The following is a 21,389-nucleotide window of genomic DNA, read 5'->3' as shown; positions in this document are numbered from 1 at the left end:
GGATCCCCGATCCGTGAGGGCGGCGCTTGGGTGCCGCGGGCTGTGGAACCCTGGGGAAGCTCAACGGTTCGCGGCGGCGACAGCGTGGCTGTCGTCGGAAAAACAACTTGGAGAAGAACTCATGAAAACTTGGCTGATCACAGGCTGCTCGAGCGGCTTCGGCCAGCGGCTCGCGCTCGCTGCGGCACAGCGCGGCGATCGGGTCATCGCGACGGCCCGCAATGTCAAGACGATCGGGGAAATGGCCGAGCCCTTCGGCGGCCGCATGATTGCGTTGCCACTCGACGTGACCGATGCGGCGGCAGCCAAGGCAGTGGTCGCAAAGGCGGTCGAGACCTTTGGCGGGTTTGACGTGCTCGTGAACAATGCCGGCTACGGACTGTTCGGCGCGATCGAGGAAGGCACGCCCGAGGAGTACCGGCCGATGTTCGAGGTGAACGTCTTCGGTCTGATCGAAACCACCAGAGCCGCGCTGCCGGTCCTGCGACGTTCGGGCGGAACGATCGTCAACATGTCGTCCGGCGCGGGCATCGCGGGCAGCGGCGGCGCAGGTTATTACAACGCCGCCAAGTTTGCCGTGGAAGGGATTTCCGAAGCGCTCGCCGGCGAGTTGGAGCCGTTCGGCATTCGCGTGCTGATCGTCGAACCCGGGCCGTTTCGCACCGATTTCCTTGGCCGTTCGATCACGATGGCGGCCAACGAGATGCCGGAATACGCCGCGAGCTCGCGCAGGCACTATCGCGAAACCAACAACGGCAATCAGGCGGGCGATCCCGACAAGGCGATCGCGGTGATCCTGCAAGCGGTCGACGCCGATGATGCCCCGCTCCATCTGCCGCTCGGCCCGATCGCGCATGCGATTGCCGAGCGAAAGCTCGCTGCCTTCCGCAGCGATATCGACCGCTGGCGCGACATCACGATCGCCACCGATTTCGACCAGCCCTGAGCGCTGGCCACGAGCTCTGTTTGAACGTCAACATCTGACCGGAAAGCGATCATGATCGCGACTTTGAAGGGGTTTACCCAGCAGTTGGTGCCGGCGAATGGCATCAAGATCAACGCCGTCACGGGAGGCTCAGGCCCGCCGCTCCTGCTGCTTCATGGCTGGCCGGAAACATGGTGGGAATGGCACCATGTGATGCCGCTGCTGGCCGAGCATTTCAGCATGGTGGCCATCGATCTGCGCGGCGCGGGTTTTTCCGACTGTCCGCAGGGCGGCTATGACAAGGCGACGATGGCGCGCGACGCGCATGACGTGATGGTCGCCCTTGGGCATGAACGCTACGCCGTGTGCGGACATGACATCGGCGGAATGGTCGCCTTGGCGCAGGCCGCCATCTATCGGGAGGCCGTTACCCACCTTGCCGTTCTCGACGTTCCGCTTCCCGGTTGGACCGGATGGGAGGCGACGACCGCAAGGCTCTGGCACTTCGGCTTCCATATGAACCGGGACCTCCCCGAGCGCCTGATTCATGGCCGTGAATACGACTATGTCTCGACCTTCATGGCAGAGCGGTTCTACGATCACAGCACCTTCAACCCGGCTGATATCGAGATCTACGCCAGGGCGATGGCGCTTCCCGGCCGCACGCGTGGCGGCATGGAATGGTATCGCACCTTCGCCACCGATCATGCGGCTGCGCTCGCGTACAAGAAGCGACCGCTTGAGATGCCGGTGCTTGGCCTGGGCGGGGACCAGCGGTTCGGTGCGCAGATGGTGCCGATGCTCAAGGAGTTCGCCGCCAATGTGAGCGGCGGCTCGATCGCGCGGTGCAGCCACTATGTCGCGGACGAGCGGCCGGATGACGTCGCAGCCGCGCTGATCGCGTTCGCCAAGGCCAATTGAAACCCGGCGCCCGGGCCGTCATGGGCCGGGCGGATCGCGAGGCTGCGGGCGCTTGCGGCCTCAGCGATCGCGATGGATCGATCAAATAGCAAAGGAGACTATCATGACCGCACCCGTCATTCGCGGCGTCAATCATATCGGCATCACGGTGCCTGACATCGAAGCAGCAAAGTCGTTCCTGGTGGAAGCTTTCGGTGGCCAGGTGATCTACCAGTCCTTCGGACCGCAGGATCCGCCGCGGCAGGGACCCGAATTCGAGCGGGCCGTCGGCGCCTGTCCCGGAACGGTCGTGCGCGCGCAGGCGATGGTCAAGATCGGAATCGGCCCCGATATCGAGCTCTTCGAAATGCACGGCCCCGAACAAGCCCAGCCGGTTCGGGCCAGCGACCTCGGTATTACGCACTTCGGCGTCTACACCGACGACATCGACGCATCGGTCGAGCGTTTCGAGAAGGCGGGAGGCACCCCCCTCACCGCGCCGCGCGCCATTCCCTATGCAACCGAGAAAGGTCCTGGAAACAAGGTCTGCTACTGCCGCATGCCGTGGGGCACGACGATGGAATTCATCACCACGCCGGACCGCATGGCCTATCACGACCAGACGGATCTGCGCAGGTGGCAGGACGAGGACTGAGCAGGGCGAAACGGGACCCGAGCGCATCTGGCTCATCTGCGAAGTTGCGGCGGATGTGAGGCAGATCCGCTCATCGCGGCAGAGCGGGCCAGATTTGCTCGACCTGAGTTCGCCGCGTTTTGACCCAAAGCAGCCGTGATCAGGGCAGTCGGCCTTGGTGGAACTATTTTTGCTCGGCAGCAGCGAACGTTTCCCAAAGCGATTGAATGTCGGTTCGATAACCCGCCCCTACAGCTTCGACAAAGGGCTGGTTATCAAAAATCGCGTTCACCATGCGATCAAACGCTTGCCTGTCTGAGTCGTGGAGGAATTGTACGAACATATGAGCTTGTCGATAAGCCATCACGGTTCGGTGGGACGGTGTTATTCCGGGAGGTGCTCGTTCAAACCGGATTTCGGTGAGGTTCAAGAAGCTTCCAGCATCCTCGATGTCTATGTGATAGCCGCGTTGAATTGCGCGCTGCGCCTCCCGTTGGCTCACATACTCATCGCCTCCCCCTTCTGATGCCATAACAGCAAGCCCCTCCTTAAACCAATTAGGAAGGCGGACCCATCTGTAAGCGGACACGTAACCTTGTAAGTGAACGTGCGACAATTCGTGTGCTAGGATTCCCGGCAATCGTTCGTTCTGTAGTTCATACAGCGTTGGAGACAACACGACGCGTCCGAAAGCTCCGACCCCCACCGCGCCCGGATCACCGCTTGCATTTGCTGCCGCGTACTTCTCCCGCGTGGCATAAACCCCAATCGTCACGGGGCGAACGAACCGCCGTCCCTGTGCTATTTCTATTTTGTTCAATGCCGCCGGTAATAGCGTCAGAACCTCGCGCGCATACTCTTCGGCACCTGGCTCAAAGTGGATTTGGCCATTAGCGGTCAGAGCTGGCAAGTAATCGGGTGCGTTCCATAAGGATGACGCGAGATGACGCGTCGCAGGCATTGCCGCGGCCGTGCCCACCGCAAGCGCTGCCAGCGCCAACGGCAATATGACAACCACTTTCACAATGCGACCGCGCATCATCGCGACCTCAGGCGATGTATGTTACAATTCGTAGCATTACCGTTAAATGTCGTTGCGGTCAATTCAGACACACGATGGGCCCCCAATTCCGCTTCTGTGGCCCATCGCTGCCGCCTGCCTTCGAGGATATGTCTGTTGTCAGGGGCGACCGGGCCTAACTTAAACCGGCCAAACCGTCGCGATTGACCCTAAGCTGATCTGCGTGCATCGATCGCAAGCGCCTTGGCCGCTGCGCTGGCGTGATCCTTTTGCTCAATAAATCGACGAGCGCGAGGGATCGCATCGTGCAAGTACTGATCTGGCCCTCGCATCCGCCGCTTGTTGAGGTCGGCCGTCGAGAGAAGCCGAAAGTCGACCTTTTCGATGGAGCAAAGCCAGCCGTCACATTGGCTGGACCAGACTCGCTCGTGGTGCTGCAGCAATCGGTCACGGGTCGAATAGCCGTGATAATCGAACGTGATGACGCCGTTGGTTACATAGACATGATTTCCCAGAAAGCCTTCGGCCGCGATAACGCGCTCCGCATAAAAATCGGGAAGTGGAGGCTGCTCCAGGAAAACACCAGCGAGAATATGGCAGGCGCCGTACCCGAAGAAGATACGGTCCGGAAGCGACCACTGCCGATGCGGATCGGACTTGATGCTCTGATCTAGAACATACATCGCTATCGCTCGATCCCGATCGCGCGGAGGTTAGCTTTCGCCAATGAAATGCGTGCGATGCGTAACGGCGGAGGTTTCCTATGAATCAAGGATTTACCTCTCTGGTGGCTTTGGCAAGTATTACATTTCACGTCCTATCTCGCGAAGCCCGCTCGCGCAAAGGCCCCGGAGCTTTCGCTCCGGGGCCTGCATCCGCAACATGCCGCGCTCAGCCCTGCGAGCGCCGCGCCATGAAAACGTCGTAGCCGACCTCGGCGACCTGGAACCAGGCGTAGCCGTCGCTGGAGAATTTCGCGAGGGAATCGTGGACCTTCTTGAAGCTGGCGTTGGTCGCGCCGACTTCGGCGTGCAGCTCCTTGGCCGCCTTGTAGCAGGCGTCCATGATCGGCGGCGAGAATGCATGCAGCTTGGTGCCGCTCGCGAGCAGCTTCTTGAGCGCCAGCGGATTGGCCGCGTCGTAGCGCGCCATCATGTAGTTGTTGGCGTAGTGCCCGGCCTGCTCCAGCACGCTCTGGTAACATCTCGGCAACGCGTTCCATTTGTCGAGATTGACGAAGGCCAGCAGCATCGGCCCGCCCTCCCACCAGCCGGGATAGTAGTAGTGCGGCGCGATCTTGTAGAAGCCGAGCTTCTCGTCGTCATAGGGGCCGACCCATTCGGCGGCGTCGATGGTGCCCTTCTCCAGCGCCGGATAGATGTCGCCGCCGGCGAGCTGCTGCGGCACCACGCCGAGCTTCTGCAGCACGCGGCCGGCAAAACCGCCGATGCGGAATTTCATGCCGCTGAGATCCTCCGGCGTGTTGACCTCTTTCCTGAACCAGCCGCCCATCTGACAGCCGGTGTTGCCCGCCAGCAGCGAGATGACGTTGTAGCTCTTGTAGAACTCGTTGAGGACCTCGCGCCCGCCGCCCTGCACGTACCAGGCCTGGTTGATGCGCATGTTCGGACCGAACGGCACCGACGAGCCGAAGGTGAAGGTCGGGTCCTTGCCGAAATAGTAATAGGATGCGGTGTGGCCAATCTCACAGGTGGCGTTCTGCACGGCATCCAGCACCTGGAGGCCCGGTACGATCTCACCGGCCGCGAAGGTCTGGATCTGGAATTTGTTGTCGGTCGCCTCCGCAACCATCTTGCTCATCATCTCGGCGCCGCCATAGAGCGTGTCGAGCGATTTCGGCCAGCTCGTCGGCATGCGCCATTTGATCTCCGGCATCGACTGCGCGATCGCTGGCGCTGCCAGCGCCGCGGCGCCGGCCGCGCCAAGTCCCGTGACCTTGATGAAATCTCGTCTCTTCATGATGTCCTGCCCTGATGTATCGATGATTGTGAGCCTTCTTGCCGAGGCTTGGAGCGCAGCATGGCGCAGCGCCTGACCGAACGCCATCATGATCGCACTGCGGCAAAGAGAAAACCGGCCTCCGCGCGAGGCCCGGTCGCGTCCGAACCACCGGTTTTTGCTTACTTGCGACAGCACCGGGTGAAGCGCTGGGTTTCGCTGCGCTCTGTCCATCCTACGTGGACTCGAGCTGCACCTCACAAACGCGTCCTTCAGTGCGGCCAGTTGCGCGCTCGTTGCTCCCTGCTCCGCATCGGCGCGATCCGTCGGCACATCGTTGTAAGCGATCGGCTGGTCGAACTGGCTCGCCGTGAAGTCGTATCTCTGCCCATCGATCCGGTTGTAGAAATGATCGCCGGCCGGCAGCGGCGTCTTGAGCAATTCGCCGCCGAAGAGGTCGTGGATCAGCAGCGCAGTGACGTTGCATTGCCGGCCGCCGGGTTGCCCGCAGCCCACTGGTTTGACGTCGAGGACGACCACGCCTTGCGGAGCGCGCCGAGAACCCCATCTGGATCGAACCCCATCGACATCCTCACACAGGCCGCGCGCGATTTCGGATTTTTCGGTATTGCCGTTATGCCACTGTTTTGCCCGACGAGTCAATCGGTCCCCCCAATCGGTTGGGCCCGAGCAACGTGAAGCGCCTGGCGAGGCCGCAGCCACCGGCGACGCCGCCCTCCCCCATTTCTACTGTGCATGGGGTTGTTTTCACGTTTTGGTTCGAGCGCCCCTCGCCGCAAAGAAAAGCCCGGCCTCGCGAACGAGGCCGGGCTCTTTCGTGATGCGACGTGCTCGACGATTAGCCGCGGGTGCGCGAGCGGATCATGAAGCTGTCATAGGTGTACTCGGCGACCTGCCACCACAGATATTCGTCGGAGCGGTAGGCCTGCATGGCGTCGATCGACTTCTTGAAGTCGGCGTTCTTGGCCGAGATCTCGCCCCACAGCTCGTTGGTCGCCTTGAGGCAGGCCTCGAGCACTTCGTTGGTGAAGGGACGGAGCTGGGTGCCGCCGGCGACCAGACGCTTCAGCGCCGCCGGGTTCTGCATGTCGTAGCGCGCGGCCATCCAGCTGTTGGCGTTGGCCATCGCATTGGTGAGGATCGCCTGGTAGTTCTTCGGCAGCGAATTCCACTTGTCGAGATTGGTGAAGGCGTGGACGGTCGGACCGCCCTCCCAGAAGCCCGGATAATAGTAGTACTTCGCAACCTTGGCGAAGCCGAGCTTCTCGTCATCGTAGGGACCGACCCACTCGGCGGCGTCGATGGTGCCCTTCTCCAGCGCCGGGTAGATGTCGCCGCCGGCGAGCTGCTGCGGCACCACGCCGACCTTCTGCAGGACCTGGCCGGCGATGCCGCCGATGCGCATCTTCAGGCCCGAGAGGTCGGCAACGGTCTTGATCTCCTTGCGGAACCAGCCGCCCATCTGGGTGCCGGTGTTGCCGCATGGGAAGCCGATCACGTTCGACTTCTTGAAGAACTCGTTGCCGAGCTGCTCGCCGCCGCCCTGGTACCACCAGGAGTTCTGCTGGCGCGCGTTGAGGCCGAACGGCACCGAGGCGTAGATCGCCCAGGTCGGGTCCTTGCCGACATAGTAGTAGGAGACGGTGTGGCACATCTCGACCGTGCCGTTCGACGTCGCATCGAGCGCCTGCAGGCCGGGGACGATTTCGCCCGCCGCGAACACCTGGATCTGGAACTTGTTGTCGGTCATCTCGGCGACGTACTTCGCCACCTGCTCGCCGCCGCCATAGATGGTATCGAGCGACTTCGGGAAGCTCGACGTCAGGCGCCACTTGATCTCGGGCGAGGATTGCGCAATCGCCGGCGAGGCCACCGCGGCGGTCGCCGCCGCGCCTGCTGCCGACACTTTCAGGAAATCACGACGCTTCATCTTCAGGTCTCTCCTTGCTGGGGCGTTTCCCCGAACTTCCTCTTTGCTGCCGCTCGTTCCGGCGACGCGGGTCCTGGCCCTGCGTCGATCCGAAGGGGGCTTCGCTGCCGTGGGCGTTTAACACGGAAGCCACCGGCGCGGAACGCGACAATGGCATGACGGGGGGCGACGAAAGTCGCATGTCCCCAGACGATCGGCTTCAGGCGGCGGCGATGGCGCCCTTGAGCTGGTCCCGCACCTGTCCCGCAATGGCGCGATAGATCGCCGCATGGGGGCCGTCCGGCTCGCTGTCCACGACCGGATTGCCGGCGTCCGAACTGGCGCGAATCGCCATGTGCAGCGGAATTTCGCCCAGGAACGGGACGCCGAGCTTCTCGGCCTCGTGGCGCGCCCCGCCATGGCCGAAGATGTCCGATTTCGTGCCGCAATGCGGGCACTGGAAGTAGCTCATATTCTCGACGATGCCCAGCACGGGCACGTTGACCTTCTTGAACATGGCAAGGCCGCGCCGCGCATCGATCAGGGACAGGTCCTGCGGGGTCGACACGATCACCGCCCCCTTCAGCGGCACGTTCTGCGCCAGCGTGAGCTGCGCATCGCCCGTGCCCGGCGGCATGTCGACGACGAGCACGTCGAGCTTGCCCCATGCGACGTCGCGCAGCATCTGTGTCACCGCCGACATCACCATCGGGCCGCGCCAGATCATCGCGGTCTCTTCCTCGACCAGGAAGCCGATCGACATGATGGCGAGGCCGAAGCGCCGGAGCGGAATCATCTTGCGCTCGCCATCCAGCTCCGGCTTCTCGTGCAGGCCAGTCAACCGCGGCACCGAGGGGCCGTAGATGTCGGCGTCGAGCAGCCCGACCTTAAGGCCGAGATCGCGCAGGCCCAGCGCCAGATTGAGCGCCGTGGTCGATTTGCCGACCCCGCCCTTGCCGGAGGCCACCGCGATCACGGCAGTGACGCCAGGAATTTCGGACTGCCGCGCCATCGGCGATTGGGCGCCGCCCTGAGGCGGCGGCTTGTGGGCATGGACCGGCTGCACGCCGGGCGCGCCGCGGCTCGGCTGCGGGGGTGGCGGCGGCGCGGAGCCCGGCTTGCGTTCGGCCGTCAGCGCCACCATTACGGTGGTGACGCCGGGAATGCCGCGCACGGCAGCCTCGGCTTCGGCGCGGACGGCTTCCCAGGCCCGCGCCTCGGCGGCATCGACATTGATCGAGAAGAACACCTTGCCATCGGACACGCTGATCGCGCTCAGCACATGGGCATTGGTGAGCGCGACCCCGCGGGGCGACTTGATCTTGGCGAGGCCGTCGAGAACCTGTTGCTGCGTCACGCTCAAAGCGCATCTCCTGGAAGTTCAAGATGCCCCATTAGAGCGGAAACGGCCAAAAGGCTACTGCCTGCCGATATCGCCAGCCATCTCGGCGGGTGCAGCCCCCTGCTCCTTCGCCGCCTCGTAATTGAGCTCGATCATGACCCCGTTGGGGTCGTGGACGAAAATCTGCCAGAGGTCGCCGCCCGGCACCTGGCGGGCGTCGAACGCCATGCCCTTGGATGCCAGCCGCCGCTTCATCCCGTCGAAGCCGCGGCTGACGAAGGCGACATGGTGGACAACGCCGGAGTCCGGCTTTTGTGGCTCCTGCGTCGGCGAAATGTCGACCAGGTGCACCACCGGCTTGCCCTCGCTGTACATCCAGGCCCCCGGGAAGGCGAAATTCGGACGAGGGCCTTTTTCCAGCCCCAGCACATCCTCGTAGAAGCGGACCGTCTCGGCCAGCCTGCGGGTCCGGATATTGAAATGATCGAGCACGCCAACGCTCACGCCGCCCATGCTTTCGCTCCCTGTTTTGAAGTCCTTGAGGTCCCCTATCCTAGCACAGGGGGCCGCCAAACGAAGCCGTTGCCCTCCGCCCCTAACGGGTTATGGTGCGGCCAGTCCGCCTCCCAGCGGAACCTCAGGATCCCCGGCTGGCACCCCTCGCCCGGTCGCAACCGTAAAACTCAAGCTACGGACACACACATGGCTAAAGTCGCTTTCCTCGGTCTCGGCGTGATGGGCTTCCCCATGGCCGGACACCTCGTGAAAAAAGGGGGCCATGAGGTCACCGTCTATAACCGCACCGCGGCCAAGGCGAAGGAGTGGGCGGACAAGTTCGGCGGCAAGACCGCAGCGACCCCGAAGACCGCAGCCGAAGGCCAGGATTTCGTGATGTGCTGTGTCGGCAACGATAACGATTTGCGCGCGGTCACGATCGGCGCTGACGGCGCCTTTGCTGGCATGAAGAAGGGCGCAACCTTCGTTGACCACACCACGGCGTCCGCCGAAGTCGCGCGGGAGCTCGACGCCGCCGCGATCAAGGCCGGCTTCAAATTCATCGATGCCCCGGTCTCGGGCGGCCAGGCCGGCGCCGAGAACGGCGTGCTGACCGTGATGTGCGGCGGTGCCGAGGCCGACTATGCCGTCGTTGAACCGATCATCATGGGCGCCTATGCGCGGATGTGCAAACTGCTCGGGCCCGCTGGGAGCGGCCAGCTCACCAAGATGGTCAATCAGATCTGCATTGCGGGCCTCGTGCAAGGCCTCTCGGAGGGCATTCACTTCGCCAAGAAAAGCGGCCTCGACGTCGCCGCCGTGATCGAGACCATCTCCAAGGGTGCCGCGCAATCGTGGCAGATGGAGAACCGCTATAAGACCATGAACGAAGGCAAGTATGATTTCGGCTTTGCCGTCGAATGGATGCGCAAGGACCTCTCGATTGCGCTGGCTGAGGCGCGCCGCAACGGCGCCAATCTGCCGGTCACCGCGCTGGTCGACCAGTTCTACGCCGAGGTCGAGAAGATGGGCGGCAAGCGCTGGGATACGTCGAGCCTGCTCGCACGCCTGTCACGCTGACATTGACGGACTGACCACGCCTTGCTGATCGCGCTCGCCGCCATATTCGTTCTGGCCTATGCGGCGATCGCGCTCGAACACCCCATCGGGGTCAACAAAAGCGCGTCCGCGCTGCTTGGTGCGGGCGCGCTCTGGACGATCTACGCGCTGACGACGGGCGACCATGCGCTGGTCGGCCGTCAGCTCGACGAATCCGTCGCCGCCACCGCCCAGATCGTGTTCTTCCTGATCGGCGCGATGACCATCGTCGAAGTGGTCGACGCCCATGATGGCTTCGAGGTCATCACCTCCCGCATCGGCACGACGAGCCAGACCAAACTGATGTGGCTGGTCGGGCTCGTCACATTCTTCCTGAGCGCGATTCTCGACAACCTGACCACGACCATCGTCATGGTCTCCCTGATCCAGCGGCTGATTGCGCGGCGAGACGACCGCCTGCTGTTCGCATCCCTCATCGTCATTGCCGCCAATGCCGGTGGCGCATGGACCGTGATCGGCGACGTCACCACGACCATGCTGTGGATCGGCGGACAGATCTCGCCCCTGAAAATCATGAGGGCCGTGTTCCTGCCCTCGTTCGTCAATCTGCTGGTACCGCTCGCCTTCATCGGCCTCTCGCTGAAGGGCAAGACAATCGCGGCCCCGCAGCGGGACAACGGATTGCTGGCGGTCGACCGGTACGAACGCAACCTGATGTTCTATCTTGGGCTCGGCGTCTTGATCGCCGTGCCGGCGTTCAAGACGCTGACACATCTGCCGCCCTTCATGGGCGTTCTGCTTGGGCTCGGCATCGTCTGGCTTGTCGGGGAAGTCGTCCATCGCGACAAGGACGAGCACGTCCGCCGGCCGCTGTCGCTTGCCCATGCGCTGACGCGGATCGACATGGGTTCCATCGTGTTCTTCGTCGGGATCCTGCTTGCAGTCGCAAGCCTCGAACATGCCGGCTTGCTCGGCATGCTGGCGAAATGGCTCGACACGATGATCGGCCGCCAGGACGTGATCGTCGTCGTGCTGGGCCTGCTCAGCGCCGTCGTCGACAACGTGCCGCTCGTCGCAGCGACCATGGGCATGTACGACCTCGGCCACTATCCGTCGGACAGCTTCCTCTGGGAGTTCATTGCCTACTGCGCCGGCACTGGCGGCTCGATCCTGATCATCGGCTCGGCCGCGGGCGTTGCAGCGATGGGGCTCGAGCGGATCGAGTTCCTCTGGTATGCGCGCCGCATCGCAGGTGCGGCGCTGGCGGGCTATCTGGCGGGCGCCGTGGTCTATGTCGCGCAGCATGCGTGGCTGCACTGAGCGGCGTCTGCCGGATCTCAAATTAACGCGGGGTTAACGTAATTTTTTAGCTCCTTAAGTCACCTCTTAAGGATTTCTTGCCAGAGATAGACAATGCAGAAGGCCCGCGTCCGACGTGGGCAGGAATCGTTGTTGCTTGATGAGTAACCCCGCTGAAAAGCCTGAGGTAGTGCAGCTTCCGGCCGAGCCGGTCAGTGCTCCATCAGCGAGCAGCCGAAGGGCTGCGGCGCAGCGGGTGCGCGAGGCGCGCGATAAGTTAACGTCGACCAGCGGAACCCGGCCAGCCTTCGACGCCGAGATGCTGCGCCAATATGCGCAGACGCGGCTTTCGGCCTCCTATGTCGTGATGCTGTTGGTGGTCGCTACCGGCGCATTGTTCGGATTGTGGATGCAGCCGATCCCGGCAGCGCTCTGGACCATCGGGATGCTCTGCATCCACGCCGCCATGATCCGCAGTTGCCGCCGCTTCCTGGCCGAGCCGGCTTCGCCCATGGCCACGCGTGCCTGGCGAACGCGCTTCGTCGTGCTCGACCTGCTCTACGGCCTGTGCTGGATGGCGATCCTGATCCATCCCGTGCTCGACATGGTCACGGAAACGCTGATGATGTTCCTGATGCTGCTGGTGATCGCAGTATCGAGCATGCTGGCCGCCAATCTGCCGATCGCAGCGCTGGCCGCCACCGCGCCGGTTGCGGTCGCCATGGCATTGAGCTTCGTGATGAGCGGCTCGCTGGACAATTACATTCTGGGCGCGCTCTCACTGGCGGCCGAAGGCTATTTCGTGCTGCTGGCGCATCGCCTGCACTCCTCGACCTTCGCCACGCTGGAGGCGCGCGCCGAGAAGGATGCGCTGATCGGCGAGCTCGAACAGGCCAAGGCAATCTCCGACGAAGCTCGCCACCGCGCCGAATCCGCCAACGTCGCCAAATCGCGCTTCCTGGCGCAGATGAGCCATGAGCTGCGCACGCCGCTCAACGCCATCCTCGGCTTCTCCGAGGTGATGAAGAGCGAGATCTTTGGCGCGCATGCGGTGCCGGTCTACAAGGAATATTCGGCGGACATCCACAATTCCGGTGTGCATCTGCTCAACCTGATCAACGAGATCCTCGACCTGTCGCGGATCGAGGCCGGCCGCTATGAGCTGAACGAGGAAGCGGTGTCGCTGGTCGGCATTGTCGCCGATTGCCATCATCTGATGAAGCTTCGCGCCTCGAGCCGCGGCATTACCATCCACGAGGTGTTCGAGCAGGCCATGCCGCGGCTCTGGGCCGACGAGCGTGCGATCCGCCAAGTCGTGCTCAATCTGCTCTCCAACTCAATCAAGTTCACCCCGCAAGGCGGCGAGATCTGGCTGAAGGCCGGCTGGACCGCTTCGGGCGGACAATATCTCTCGGTGAAGGATACCGGCTCCGGCATTCCCGAGGACGAAATCCCGGTCGTGCTCGCATCGTTCGGCCAGGGTTCCAACTCGATCAAATCGGCCGAACAGGGCGCGGGTCTGGGACTGCCAATCGCCAAGAACCTGATCGACCTGCATGGCGGCACGTTCACGCTGAAATCGAAGCTGCGCATCGGCACCGAGGTGATCGTCACTTTCCCGCCGGAGCGCGTCATGAGCGCGCTGGCGCCGCTTTCCGAGGATTCGCCGCCGCTGCAACCCGAGAATTTCACGGCGCCCGACGAGAAGCGCCGGCCGCGCCACAAGCCGATCATGAGCGCCGGCACGGGCTCTTAACGAGATGCTTGCAGACATGCCCGACGATCCCTCACTATGTCCGTATGAGCAAAGAAACGCCGTGCGTCGCCGTCTGCATGATCGATCCCAAGACCAAGCTGTGCTTCGGCTGCGGCCGCACCTTGCCGGAGATCGCGCGCTGGCATGCGATGGAGAGCGCGGAACGTCTCTCGGTCATGGCGCTGTTGCCGGCGCGCATGGCGGACGCCGGGTTGCAACCGATCGCGGGATCGCCAAAGCGCACCTGACGGGCCTGGACGCCTTCGGAGGCGCACAATGATCCGCTTCATGCTTGTTCTCGTCATGCTCGCCGGCACGGCCGGCGCCGTAGTGGCCTATGGCGATCCCGACCAGATCGCGCGCGCCAGCCACAAGGTCTCGCACATTTTTCGCGCACAGACGGTGACACCCGCCCCGGCCGTGCAGATCCAGCGCGGTCAAGGCGGCGAGTTCGCACTGCGCGCCAAGATCAACGGCGTTGCCGCGCCGATGGTGATCGATACCGGCGCCACCTCGGTGGTGCTGACCTGGGAGACCGCGAAGGCCATCGGGCTGCCGCTCGATATGCTCGAATATGACGTCGACCTCGAGACCGCCGGCGGCCACACCAAGGCGGCCCGGCTGACGCTCGATCGTCTCGCCGTCGGCCATCTGGTCGAGAAATCGGTGCCGGCCCTCGTCGTGCCGCGCGGACTGATGAAGACAAACCTGCTCGGCATGAGCTTTCTCGATCGCCTGGAAAGCTGGGGCGTACGCTCGGACACGCTGATGCTCACCGGCTATCCGGAGCTCCAGAGTAGCCACCGCCGCTCGCGCACGGCGGTCGATTAGGGACGGCTCCCAGCACCACGCTGTGCCGCGCCCTTCGCGCCGAAATGATCGACCAAGACCGAGTATCGGGTCAGGCGGCCGCCTCTGCCGGCGCATGGGCGCCGACGCGAGCGATCGCATCGCGCAGGACGTCGATGCCCGCCCCTGGTTTCACGCCCTGCTCGGCCAGATGCCGGCGGAAGGCGCGCGCGCCAGGTACGGCGTGGAAGGCGCCAACGAAATGCCGCGTGATGGCGTGCAGCCGCGTGCCGCGTGCAAGCTGCGCCTCGATATAGGGCATCATCGCCTCGAATGCGTCCTGCATGGTCGCATGCGACGCCGCCGCGCCGAAGATGTGGGAATCGACAGCGAGAAGCCGCCACGGCTCCTGGTAGGCCGCGCGGCCGAGCATCACGCCGTCGACATGGTCGAGGTGTGCCCTTGCCTCCTCGATACTCGGCACGCCCCCATTGAGGATGACGGGCACGTCAGGCATCGCGCGCTTGAGACGATAGACACGATCATAGTCCAGCGGCGGTATATCGCGATTTTCCTTCGGCGACAGACCGTTGAGCCAAGCCTTGCGGGCGTGCACGATCAGCGCATCACAGCCGGCACCTACGACGGCACGCGCGAGCGCATCGAGCGCGACTTCCGGATCCTGCTCGTCGATGCCAATGCGGCACTTGACCGTCACGGGCACGGCGACCGCGCGCTTCATGGCCTCGACACACCTTGCCACCAGCTCCGGCTCCGCCATCAGGCAGGCGCCGAAGCGGCCATCCTTCACGCGATCGGAGGGACAGCCGACATTCAGATTGATCTCATCATAGCCGAACTGTTCGCCGATCCGCGCAGCCTTCGCGAGCTCGCCGGGATCCGACCCGCCAAGCTGAAGTGCCACCGGGTGCTCGACCGCATCGAAACCCAGCAGCCGCTCCCGATCGCCATGAATGATGGCGCCGGTCGTCAGCATCTCCGTATAGAGCAGCGCGTGCCGCGCCAGATGACGGTGGAACACCCGGCAATGCCGGTCGGTCCAATCCATCATGGGTGCAACGGAAAAGAGATAGTTTCGCGATTTCAATTGGTTACAACACCCGCTTGGCAGTCGCCCGGTTATACTACTTCCGCGAAAATAGTATAGCTACCGTTGATCACCATGCTGCCTATGGCCAGCGGTCGTGGTATCGCATTCTCCCCAAGCCACCCGAGAAAATGAGACGCCTCTGCCGGTTATTCGCCGCGCATTGGCGCCATTATGGTGGAACCACAACCCAAAGGGCAGTGTCGCTCTGCAACGGACGGATTTCGCCCTCCCAACGAGGAACTATCCGCTCACGCGGACATCTGCTCGCAGATAGACAATCGTCTCTGGTGATGCTCCGAACGACGTCTCACATGCGTCAGGTCATCCAGCACCTCGGCGGACCGTTCGTTCGGAACGCGGGGACGCGCTAAAACGTCGTGTCGCGCGAACCGTCGCGAGCGTGCCTTTGACCCCGCAAGCAAAGTCGACGGCGAGAACGGCAGATTCGAGCGGAGGCCCCATCTCGCATGGGCTGAGGCGCGCAGCTTACCATAGCAGTTTCAACAAGTTGCAGAAAGCATCGAGCCCCGCTCCAGTGAGGCCGCCCGTGGCATGCGTCTCGAACTGACATGCGACCAAGTGCGACAATCGATACGTATTTGGTCGCAAGACAACCACGGCCGAGTGCGTTCGCACTGACGACAACATAGCTGTCACTCACATCGCTCCGATCCCGAAGCATTTGTTGTCCATCTCCAGCGAAATTTGGAATGGCCAGATCCGTTCGTTTCGCTTCTCCTACGCAGAAACGCCGGTCGTGGCGAAGCATCTCCACGAGTGCCGCGATCGACGCCACCAATCATCAGGGGCCTTCCATGACCGCGCGTTTCCCTTCGCTCTCGCTCACCCGGCGTCGCCTGTTGGCCGCGAGTTCCGCAGTGGCAGCCGTCGCCTTGACAGCGATGGCGGGACTGTCTCCGGTGCGGAGTGCCGGCGCCCCGCCGAATGGTGGCGACATCGTCTTCCTCATCGACTCGCTCGGCGGCACGTGGATCCCGAACAACAGCTCCATCTCCAGTTTCCAGGGCCACATCTGGGGCCACGTGACCGACAAGCTCGTCTATGTCGATGCCGACGGCAAGGTCAGTCCCTGGATCGCGGAGAGCTGGGAACAGAGCGGCGATGCCACCCAGTTCACCCTGCACCTCAAGAAGGGCGTCACCTTCTCCGACGGCACTCCGCTTGACGCAGCGGCTGTCGTTGCCAATCTCGACATCTGGTATGCTGGCCGCAGGAACGATGGCATCAACCCGGTTGGACTCTTTCCGAAGACTTACGATCGCGCCGAGGCCGTTGACGCAGCCACGGTGAAAGTCTTCTTCAAGGCGCCGACGCTCGGGTTTGTCCCGACACTCGGCTACCATGGCTCGATCCTCATCTCCCCAAAGACGCTCGCGCAGCCTGCCGCCCAGCAGGCCGACCTCTCCAAGACATCCGGCAGCGGGCCCTATGTGGTCGCCTCCTGGAAAGAGGGCGACTTCGTCAAGCTGGTCAAGCGCAAGGACTACAATTGGGGTCCGGCCGCCGTCGGACACACCGGCCCGGCCTATCTGAATTCGATCACCTACAAGATCGTGTCCGAACCATCGTTGCGCGTCGCCGCTGTCCAGTCGGGACAAGCCGATGTTGCCTACAGCCCCTCGCCGCAGGAATTAAAGTCTCTCAAGGAGGCCGGGTTCACGATCGCGACGCCGCGCTATCTCGGCTTCGTCAATGGCCTTGCGATCAACACCAAGCTGGAGCCGTACAATGATGTCAGGGTACGCCAGGCGCTCCAGGCCGCGATCGACCGGAAGGAGATCATCGACACCGTCTACACGCCCGACTGGAAACCGGCAACGTCCTTCATCCAGAGCAACGTGCCCGGTGCGACCGACCACAGCGATCTCCTGACCTACAATCCCGACAAGGCCGCGAAGCTTCTCGACGAAGCTGGCTGGATCAAGGGAGCTGGCGGCATCCGCACCAAGGATGGCAAGCAGCTGTCGCTCACGCTCCACTCCAACCCCTACCTCGCGACCGCGAAGTCGATCGACGAGCTCATCGCCCAACAACTCGGCAAGATCGGGTGGAAGGTCACCATCCGGGCCTACGACGTCGTGACTTTCGGCGAAAAGGTCCGGTTCGGCGGCCCGACCGTGCCGGCCTACGAGGTGACGCGCAGCTTCATCGACGCCGGTACGGTCGCCAGCATCCTCACCGATGCCAACAACGGCGAGAACTGGTTCAATCTCGGCGATAGCGACAAGAAGCTCAACGAGCTTCGCGACAAGATTGCCGGCGCGGCTTCTCTCGACGTTCGCAATCCGCTGCTCGACGAGCTGCAGGCTTACGTTCTCGAGCAAGGCTACTTCATTCCACGCACGCAGATCGTTCAGAGGATCTACGTGCTATCGCCAAAGCTCAAGGGAGAGGTCTACAACGGCATCGCCTACGCCAGCTATTACACGGCGACGATCGGCGAGTAGGCGCCGTGCAACCGAGCAATGCGAGGAGCGGACCGGAATGAGAGGCGCCTATCTGTCGTATGCTGCAAAGCGTTTCGCCCAGGCCGTCGTCGTCATTCTGCTGGCTTACGTCTTCACTTTCGTCGTCGTCAGCATCCTGCCCGGCGATCCCATCACCAACGTGCTACGCGACCCGCAGAACGGGTTTAGTGAAGACCAGATCAGGCAGATCATTGCTGCCCAGGGATTGGACAGGCCGATTCCAGTCCAGCTCTGGACATCGCTATCCAACTTCGTGACCGGCGACCTCGGCTTGTCGATGCGGTCCAGCCGGCCGGTGACAACCCTGATCGCCGAAGTTCTCCCGTCAACGTTGACCCTCGCATCCGCTGCGTTCGCCATCGCGCTGCTGCTGGCGCTGACGATCGGCTACGGCACGCAGTTCCTTCCGAAACGATTCGGTCAGGGCTTGCTGCGCGGTTTCCCGTCATTGTTCCTGTCAGTGCCCAATTTCGTGATCGGCCTGGCGCTGATCCACATCTTCGGCTTCCAGCTTGGACTGTTTCGCGTGATTGCGCCGGATAGCTTCTGGGCGACCTTTTTCGCCGCGATCGCGCTCGGAGTGCCCATCTCCGCGCGGATCACCGAGGTGCTGATCGCGAACCTCGACAAAGAATCCGAGCAGGAATATGCCGCTGTTGCGCGCAGCCGTGGACTGGGACCAGCGCGTCTGTTTGCCAGGCATTTGCTCAAGCCCTCTTCGCTCCCGGTCGTCACCGTCATCGCACTCGCCATCGGTGAATTGCTGGGCGGGTCGCTGATTACCGAGACGGTGTTCGGCCGCACCGGCATCGGCAGCCTGGTGCAGCGCTCGGTGAGCACGCAGGACCTGCCCGTCCTACAGGCGGTCGTCTCGCTCGCCGCAGTCGTATTCGTGCTCGTCAACCTGATCGCCGACCTGGTCTACCCGCTACTCGATCCGCGCGTAAAGCTGATCGGCGGTCAAGGCGTGCGCCCGACCACCGCTGACGACAGCGCGACTGCCACATCCGCGGCGGTGACATCATGAGCCTAGCCTCCCTTTCCTCTGCTTCGCGCGATAGGTCGATTGGCTGGCTGTCAGCTCGTCGGGTGCCGCCGACCGTCGCCTTGTCTTTCATGATCATCGCTTTGGTGATCGCCTGGTCGCTGGCGCCGGGCTTGTTCACGAGTCACAGCCCGATCGTCGGCGTTCCCGCTGAGAAACTGCTCAGTCCGAGCGCCGCGCACTGGTTCGGCACCGACCATCTCGGCCGCGACCTCTATGCGCGCGTGGTCTACGGCACGGCGTCCTCGGTGGCGAGTTCGCTCATCGCCGTCGTCATTGCCGCTGTTTCAGGCGGCCTCATCGGCCTGCTGGCCGGCTTCCTCGGCGGCTGGGTGGACATCGTGCTCGCTCGCCTGGTCGACGTGCTGCTGGCGATCCCGAACTTCCTGCTGGCGGTCATCGTCGTCACCGCGATCGGTTTTGACACCACCAACGCCGCGATCGCGACCGGCGTCTCGGCGGTGGCGGTGTTCGCGCGCGTGATGCGCTCGGAAGTCATCAAGACCCGGCAGGCGGTTTTTGTCGAGGCGGCATTCCTGATGGGCGGCTCGCGCTGGCACATTCTGTTGCGGCACGTGCTGCCGAACGCATCGCGCTCGGTGCTCCCGCTCGCCGTGCTGCAATTCGGCCTGTCGATCCTGGTGATCGCGAGCCTTGCCTTCCTCGGTTACGGCGATCCGCCGCCCGCTTCCGACTGGGGCCTCTTGATCTCGATCGGCAAGGACTACCTCAAATGGCCGTGGCTGGTCTACGCGCCCGCCTTCGTGACGATCGCGACCGTCCTCTCCGTGAACAGGATCAGCCGATGGCTGCGCAAGACAGACTGACCGTAAACACATTCACACGCGCCGAGCTCACCGCGCCAGTGCCGCTGCGCCCGCTCCCGCTACTCCGGGTCGATGGCCTCTCGGTCTCCTACGGGCCGCACGAGGTCGTGACCAATGTGGGCTTTGAACTCGGTCGCGGCGACAGCCTCGCTCTCATCGGGGAGTCCGGCTCGGGCAAATCGACGATCGCCCGCGCGGTGTTGCGGCTGCTTCCCAGCGGCGGACGCGCCACCGGCCGCGTCGCGTTCGACGGCCAGGAGGTGCTGGGGATTTCCGAGCGCGGCTTCCGGCCGCTGCGGGGGCGCGCCATTGGGTTCGTGCCGCAGGACCCCGCCAACTCGCTCAATCCGGTGCGGACGATCGGCGCCCAGGCCCAGGAGGCCGCCGCGCTGCTCGACGAGCCCGACAGCGCGATCCGCAAGCAACTCATCCTGGACACCTTCGCCGAGGTCGGGCTCGACAATCCCCAGCGTGTCTACGGCTCCTATCCGCACCAGCTGTCCGGCGGCATGCTCCAGCGCGTGCTGATCGGCCTTGCCATCCTTCCGCGGCCGGCACTGCTGGTGGCGGATGAACCAACGTCGGCGCTCGACGTCACGATCCAAAAGCGCATCCTCGACCTGCTCACGCGGCTGCAGCACGACCTCAAGATCAGCCTGCTGCTCATCACCCACGATCTGGCCATTGCCGCCGAACGGGCGAACGCGCTGGTGGTGCTCAAGGACGGCGTCATTCAGGAGGCCGGCCGGACCACTTCGGTCTTCTCCTCGCCGGCGTCTAGCTACGCGAGAAAGCTGCGCGCCGACGTTCCGGCGCTCAATCCTGACCGCTACGCCCCGCTGCGCGACGTACGCTTCCACACCCTCAAGACTGGCGACGCTTCAACACCAAAGATCGATGTCAACGCCGTCACGAAGACCTTCACCGTCGACGGCAAGACGCTGACGGCCGCCAGCGATTTGTCGTTCACCGTTCCGGCCGGCACCACACACGCGCTGGTCGGCGAGTCCGGCTCGGGCAAGACGACGGCGGTGCGACTTCTGCTCGGGCTTGAGCAACCCGACAGCGGGACCATCTCGGTCGGAGGGGAGCAGGTCACCGGTCGGTCGCCGGAGGCACTGCGCTCGGCATGGCGCCACCTTCAGCTGGTCTACCAGAACCCGTTCACTTCTCTGGATCCGACCTGGACGGTCGAGCAGCTGGTGCGCGAGCCGCTCGACCGCTTCAAGGTCGGAGCGCGCGAGGAGCGCGACGAGCGGGTGCGCGAAGCGTCGGCCGACGTCGGGCTCGGCGAGCACCTGCTGTCCCGCAAACCGGGAGCCCTGTCAGGCGGCCAGCGCCAGCGCGTCGCCATCGCGCGGTCGCTGGTGCTCAAGCCTGACGTGATCGTGCTCGACGAACCCACCTCCGCACTCGACGTCAGCGTCCAGGCCGGCATCATCGAAGTCCTGCTCACGCTGCAGGCCAATCTGGGCCTGACCTATGTGTTCGTCTCGCACGATCTGGCGCTGGTGCGCCAGCTCGCTCACACCGTTTCAGTCATGCACCGTGGGCGCATCGTCGAGCACGGCACCGTCGCCGAGATCTTCGACAATCCACAGCAGCCCTATACGAGGTCGTTGCTGGAATCCATTCCGTCGGGAGGCGCTGGTGTCGCGCAGCCGGCGCATGCACGTCCGCGCGTGACCGCGGGCTGAAGTCCGCAAAAGGACTTAACTCGATCGCCGCAATTACGCTTCATGCGCTGCTTGTAACACAATACCACCGACGATCGTCGTGCCTGCCTGCGGCGGCGGCAAAGAATTGTC

The 21,389-nt window shown here is 63.5% G+C and carries 19 protein-coding genes and 1 pseudogene; 12 read left to right on the top strand and 8 right to left on the bottom strand.

All coding sequences use genetic code 11. From position 1 onward, the window contains the following. Positions 1 to 121: 121 nt before the first annotated feature. The 3 genes from G8O24_RS04560 (at position 122) to G8O24_RS04550 (ending at position 2,480) form a co-directional block, all read left to right on the top strand. Positions 122 to 946, top strand: coding sequence for an oxidoreductase (locus G8O24_RS04560; RefSeq protein WP_188096881.1), 825 nt, complete (start codon positions 122 to 124; stop codon positions 944 to 946). A 51-nt stretch (positions 947 to 997) separates the two neighbouring features. Continuing rightward, a complete protein-coding gene (locus G8O24_RS04555) occupies positions 998 to 1,846 on the top strand; it encodes an alpha/beta fold hydrolase (protein ID WP_188096879.1) in 849 nt (282 codons plus the stop codon). A 103-nt stretch (positions 1,847 to 1,949) separates the two neighbouring features. After that, on the top strand, positions 1,950 to 2,480 hold the full coding sequence (locus G8O24_RS04550) for a VOC family protein (RefSeq protein ID WP_188096877.1): 531 nt from the start codon (positions 1,950 to 1,952) through the stop codon (positions 2,478 to 2,480). Positions 2,481 to 2,643: 163 nt separating this feature from the next. Here G8O24_RS04550 and G8O24_RS04545 read toward each other — a convergent pair whose 3' ends face one another. The 7 genes and pseudogenes from G8O24_RS04545 to G8O24_RS04515 all read right to left on the bottom strand — a co-directional run bounded on the left by G8O24_RS04545 (position 2,644) and on the right by G8O24_RS04515 (position 9,224). Continuing rightward, positions 2,644 to 3,501 carry a gluzincin family metallopeptidase gene (locus G8O24_RS04545; RefSeq protein ID WP_188096875.1) on the bottom strand — a complete coding sequence of 286 codons (858 nt, stop codon included), beginning with the start codon at positions 3,499 to 3,501 and terminating at the stop codon, positions 2,644 to 2,646. Between the two features lie 188 nt (positions 3,502 to 3,689). Further along, entirely contained in the window at positions 3,690 to 4,163 is a 474-nt protein-coding gene (locus G8O24_RS04540; protein ID WP_188096873.1) for a hypothetical protein, read from the bottom strand. 208 nt (positions 4,164 to 4,371) lie between these two features. Then, the gene (locus G8O24_RS04535; protein ID WP_188096872.1) at positions 4,372 to 5,460 is read right to left on the bottom strand and encodes a TRAP transporter substrate-binding protein; all 1,089 of its coding nucleotides are present in this window, start codon (positions 5,458 to 5,460) and stop codon (positions 4,372 to 4,374) included. Between the two features lie 300 nt (positions 5,461 to 5,760). Continuing rightward, positions 5,761 to 5,955: pseudogene (locus tag G8O24_RS46335) on the bottom strand (YunG family protein); the annotation flags it as partial. Between the two features lie 343 nt (positions 5,956 to 6,298). Then, positions 6,299 to 7,390 (bottom strand): TRAP transporter substrate-binding protein, encoded by a 1,092-nt coding sequence (locus G8O24_RS04525; protein WP_188096868.1) that lies wholly within the window; start codon positions 7,388 to 7,390, stop codon positions 6,299 to 6,301. A 199-nt stretch (positions 7,391 to 7,589) separates the two neighbouring features. Beyond that, the gene (locus G8O24_RS04520) at positions 7,590 to 8,732 is read right to left on the bottom strand and encodes an Mrp/NBP35 family ATP-binding protein (protein WP_188096866.1); all 1,143 of its coding nucleotides are present in this window, start codon (positions 8,730 to 8,732) and stop codon (positions 7,590 to 7,592) included. A gap of 54 nt (positions 8,733 to 8,786) precedes the next feature. Continuing rightward, entirely contained in the window at positions 8,787 to 9,224 is a 438-nt protein-coding gene (locus tag G8O24_RS04515) for a VOC family protein (RefSeq protein WP_188096865.1), read from the bottom strand. A gap of 129 nt (positions 9,225 to 9,353) precedes the next feature. Between G8O24_RS04515 and G8O24_RS04510 the strand changes: the two genes are divergently transcribed. The 5 genes from G8O24_RS04510 (at position 9,354) to G8O24_RS04490 (ending at position 14,151) form a co-directional block, all read left to right on the top strand. Continuing rightward, on the top strand, positions 9,354 to 10,286 hold the full coding sequence (locus tag G8O24_RS04510; RefSeq protein WP_311972281.1) for an NAD(P)-dependent oxidoreductase: 933 nt from the start codon (positions 9,354 to 9,356) through the stop codon (positions 10,284 to 10,286). Between the two features lie 21 nt (positions 10,287 to 10,307). Continuing rightward, positions 10,308 to 11,585: a sodium:proton antiporter NhaD gene (gene nhaD, locus G8O24_RS04505; RefSeq protein WP_188096861.1), complete on the top strand. Its 1,278-nt coding sequence runs from the start codon at positions 10,308 to 10,310 to the stop codon at positions 11,583 to 11,585. A 139-nt stretch (positions 11,586 to 11,724) separates the two neighbouring features. Then, positions 11,725 to 13,320, top strand: a complete 1,596-nt coding sequence (locus tag G8O24_RS04500) for a sensor histidine kinase (RefSeq protein WP_188096859.1) — start codon at positions 11,725 to 11,727, stop codon at positions 13,318 to 13,320. A 44-nt stretch (positions 13,321 to 13,364) separates the two neighbouring features. Then, the gene (locus G8O24_RS04495; RefSeq protein WP_018645472.1) at positions 13,365 to 13,568 is read left to right on the top strand and encodes a DUF1289 domain-containing protein; all 204 of its coding nucleotides are present in this window, start codon (positions 13,365 to 13,367) and stop codon (positions 13,566 to 13,568) included. A gap of 28 nt (positions 13,569 to 13,596) precedes the next feature. Then, entirely contained in the window at positions 13,597 to 14,151 is a 555-nt protein-coding gene (locus G8O24_RS04490) for a TIGR02281 family clan AA aspartic protease (protein WP_188096857.1), read from the top strand. A gap of 70 nt (positions 14,152 to 14,221) precedes the next feature. On the opposite strand, the gene dusA is transcribed toward G8O24_RS04490, so the two are convergent. Beyond that, entirely contained in the window at positions 14,222 to 15,217 is a 996-nt protein-coding gene (gene dusA / locus G8O24_RS04485) for a tRNA dihydrouridine(20/20a) synthase DusA (RefSeq protein ID WP_188096855.1), read from the bottom strand. An 818-nt stretch (positions 15,218 to 16,035) separates the two neighbouring features. Between dusA and G8O24_RS04480 the strand changes: the two genes are divergently transcribed. The 4 genes from G8O24_RS04480 to G8O24_RS04465 are packed head-to-tail and all read left to right on the top strand — an operon-like array spanning position 16,036 to position 21,278. Continuing rightward, entirely contained in the window at positions 16,036 to 17,688 is a 1,653-nt protein-coding gene (locus G8O24_RS04480; RefSeq protein ID WP_188096853.1) for an ABC transporter substrate-binding protein, read from the top strand. Between the two features lie 37 nt (positions 17,689 to 17,725). Beyond that, positions 17,726 to 18,736 carry an ABC transporter permease gene (locus tag G8O24_RS04475; protein ID WP_188096851.1) on the top strand — a complete coding sequence of 337 codons (1,011 nt, stop codon included), beginning with the start codon at positions 17,726 to 17,728 and terminating at the stop codon, positions 18,734 to 18,736. Continuing rightward, positions 18,733 to 19,581, top strand: a complete 849-nt coding sequence (locus tag G8O24_RS04470; RefSeq protein WP_188096849.1) for an ABC transporter permease — start codon at positions 18,733 to 18,735, stop codon at positions 19,579 to 19,581. Before G8O24_RS04475 ends, G8O24_RS04470 begins: the two co-directional genes overlap by 4 nt. Then, positions 19,560 to 21,278 carry an ABC transporter ATP-binding protein gene (locus tag G8O24_RS04465; RefSeq protein WP_188096847.1) on the top strand — a complete coding sequence of 573 codons (1,719 nt, stop codon included), beginning with the start codon at positions 19,560 to 19,562 and terminating at the stop codon, positions 21,276 to 21,278. The genes G8O24_RS04470 and G8O24_RS04465 overlap by 22 nt, the downstream gene beginning before the upstream one ends. The last annotated feature ends 111 nt before the right edge of the window (positions 21,279 to 21,389 follow it).

This window comes from Bradyrhizobium campsiandrae (assembly GCF_014529705.1).
GTDB classification, from domain to species: domain Bacteria; phylum Pseudomonadota; class Alphaproteobacteria; order Rhizobiales; family Xanthobacteraceae; genus Bradyrhizobium; species Bradyrhizobium campsiandrae.
This window is presented reverse-complemented; position numbering and strand designations above follow the sequence as displayed.

What these genes read in the sequence shown, in the direction of transcription:
- G8O24_RS04490 (WP_188096857.1), top strand. Translation starts at nt 13,597, where the DNA reads ATGATCCGCTTCATGCTTGTTCTCGTCATGCTCGCCGGCACGGCCGGC.
- G8O24_RS04495 (WP_018645472.1), top strand. Translation starts at nt 13,365, where the DNA reads ATGAGCAAAGAAACGCCGTGCGTCGCCGTCTGCATGATCGATCCCAAG.
- G8O24_RS04500 (WP_188096859.1), top strand. Translation starts at nt 11,725, where the DNA reads ATGAGTAACCCCGCTGAAAAGCCTGAGGTAGTGCAGCTTCCGGCCGAG.
- G8O24_RS04555 (WP_188096879.1), top strand. Translation starts at nt 998, where the DNA reads ATGATCGCGACTTTGAAGGGGTTTACCCAGCAGTTGGTGCCGGCGAAT.
- G8O24_RS04480 (WP_188096853.1), top strand. Translation starts at nt 16,036, where the DNA reads ATGACCGCGCGTTTCCCTTCGCTCTCGCTCACCCGGCGTCGCCTGTTG.
- G8O24_RS04560 (WP_188096881.1), top strand. Translation starts at nt 122, where the DNA reads ATGAAAACTTGGCTGATCACAGGCTGCTCGAGCGGCTTCGGCCAGCGG.
- G8O24_RS04475 (WP_188096851.1), top strand. Translation starts at nt 17,726, where the DNA reads ATGAGAGGCGCCTATCTGTCGTATGCTGCAAAGCGTTTCGCCCAGGCC.
- G8O24_RS04535 (WP_188096872.1), bottom strand. Translation starts at nt 5,460, where the DNA reads ATGAAGAGACGAGATTTCATCAAGGTCACGGGACTTGGCGCGGCCGGC.
- G8O24_RS04525 (WP_188096868.1), bottom strand. Translation starts at nt 7,390, where the DNA reads ATGAAGCGTCGTGATTTCCTGAAAGTGTCGGCAGCAGGCGCGGCGGCG.
- G8O24_RS04550 (WP_188096877.1), top strand. Translation starts at nt 1,950, where the DNA reads ATGACCGCACCCGTCATTCGCGGCGTCAATCATATCGGCATCACGGTG.
- G8O24_RS04470 (WP_188096849.1), top strand. Translation starts at nt 18,733, where the DNA reads ATGAGCCTAGCCTCCCTTTCCTCTGCTTCGCGCGATAGGTCGATTGGC.
- G8O24_RS04465 (WP_188096847.1), top strand. Translation starts at nt 19,560, where the DNA reads ATGGCTGCGCAAGACAGACTGACCGTAAACACATTCACACGCGCCGAG.
- G8O24_RS04545 (WP_188096875.1), bottom strand. Translation starts at nt 3,501, where the DNA reads ATGATGCGCGGTCGCATTGTGAAAGTGGTTGTCATATTGCCGTTGGCG.
- G8O24_RS04515 (WP_188096865.1), bottom strand. Translation starts at nt 9,224, where the DNA reads ATGGGCGGCGTGAGCGTTGGCGTGCTCGATCATTTCAATATCCGGACC.
- G8O24_RS04540 (WP_188096873.1), bottom strand. Translation starts at nt 4,163, where the DNA reads ATGTATGTTCTAGATCAGAGCATCAAGTCCGATCCGCATCGGCAGTGG.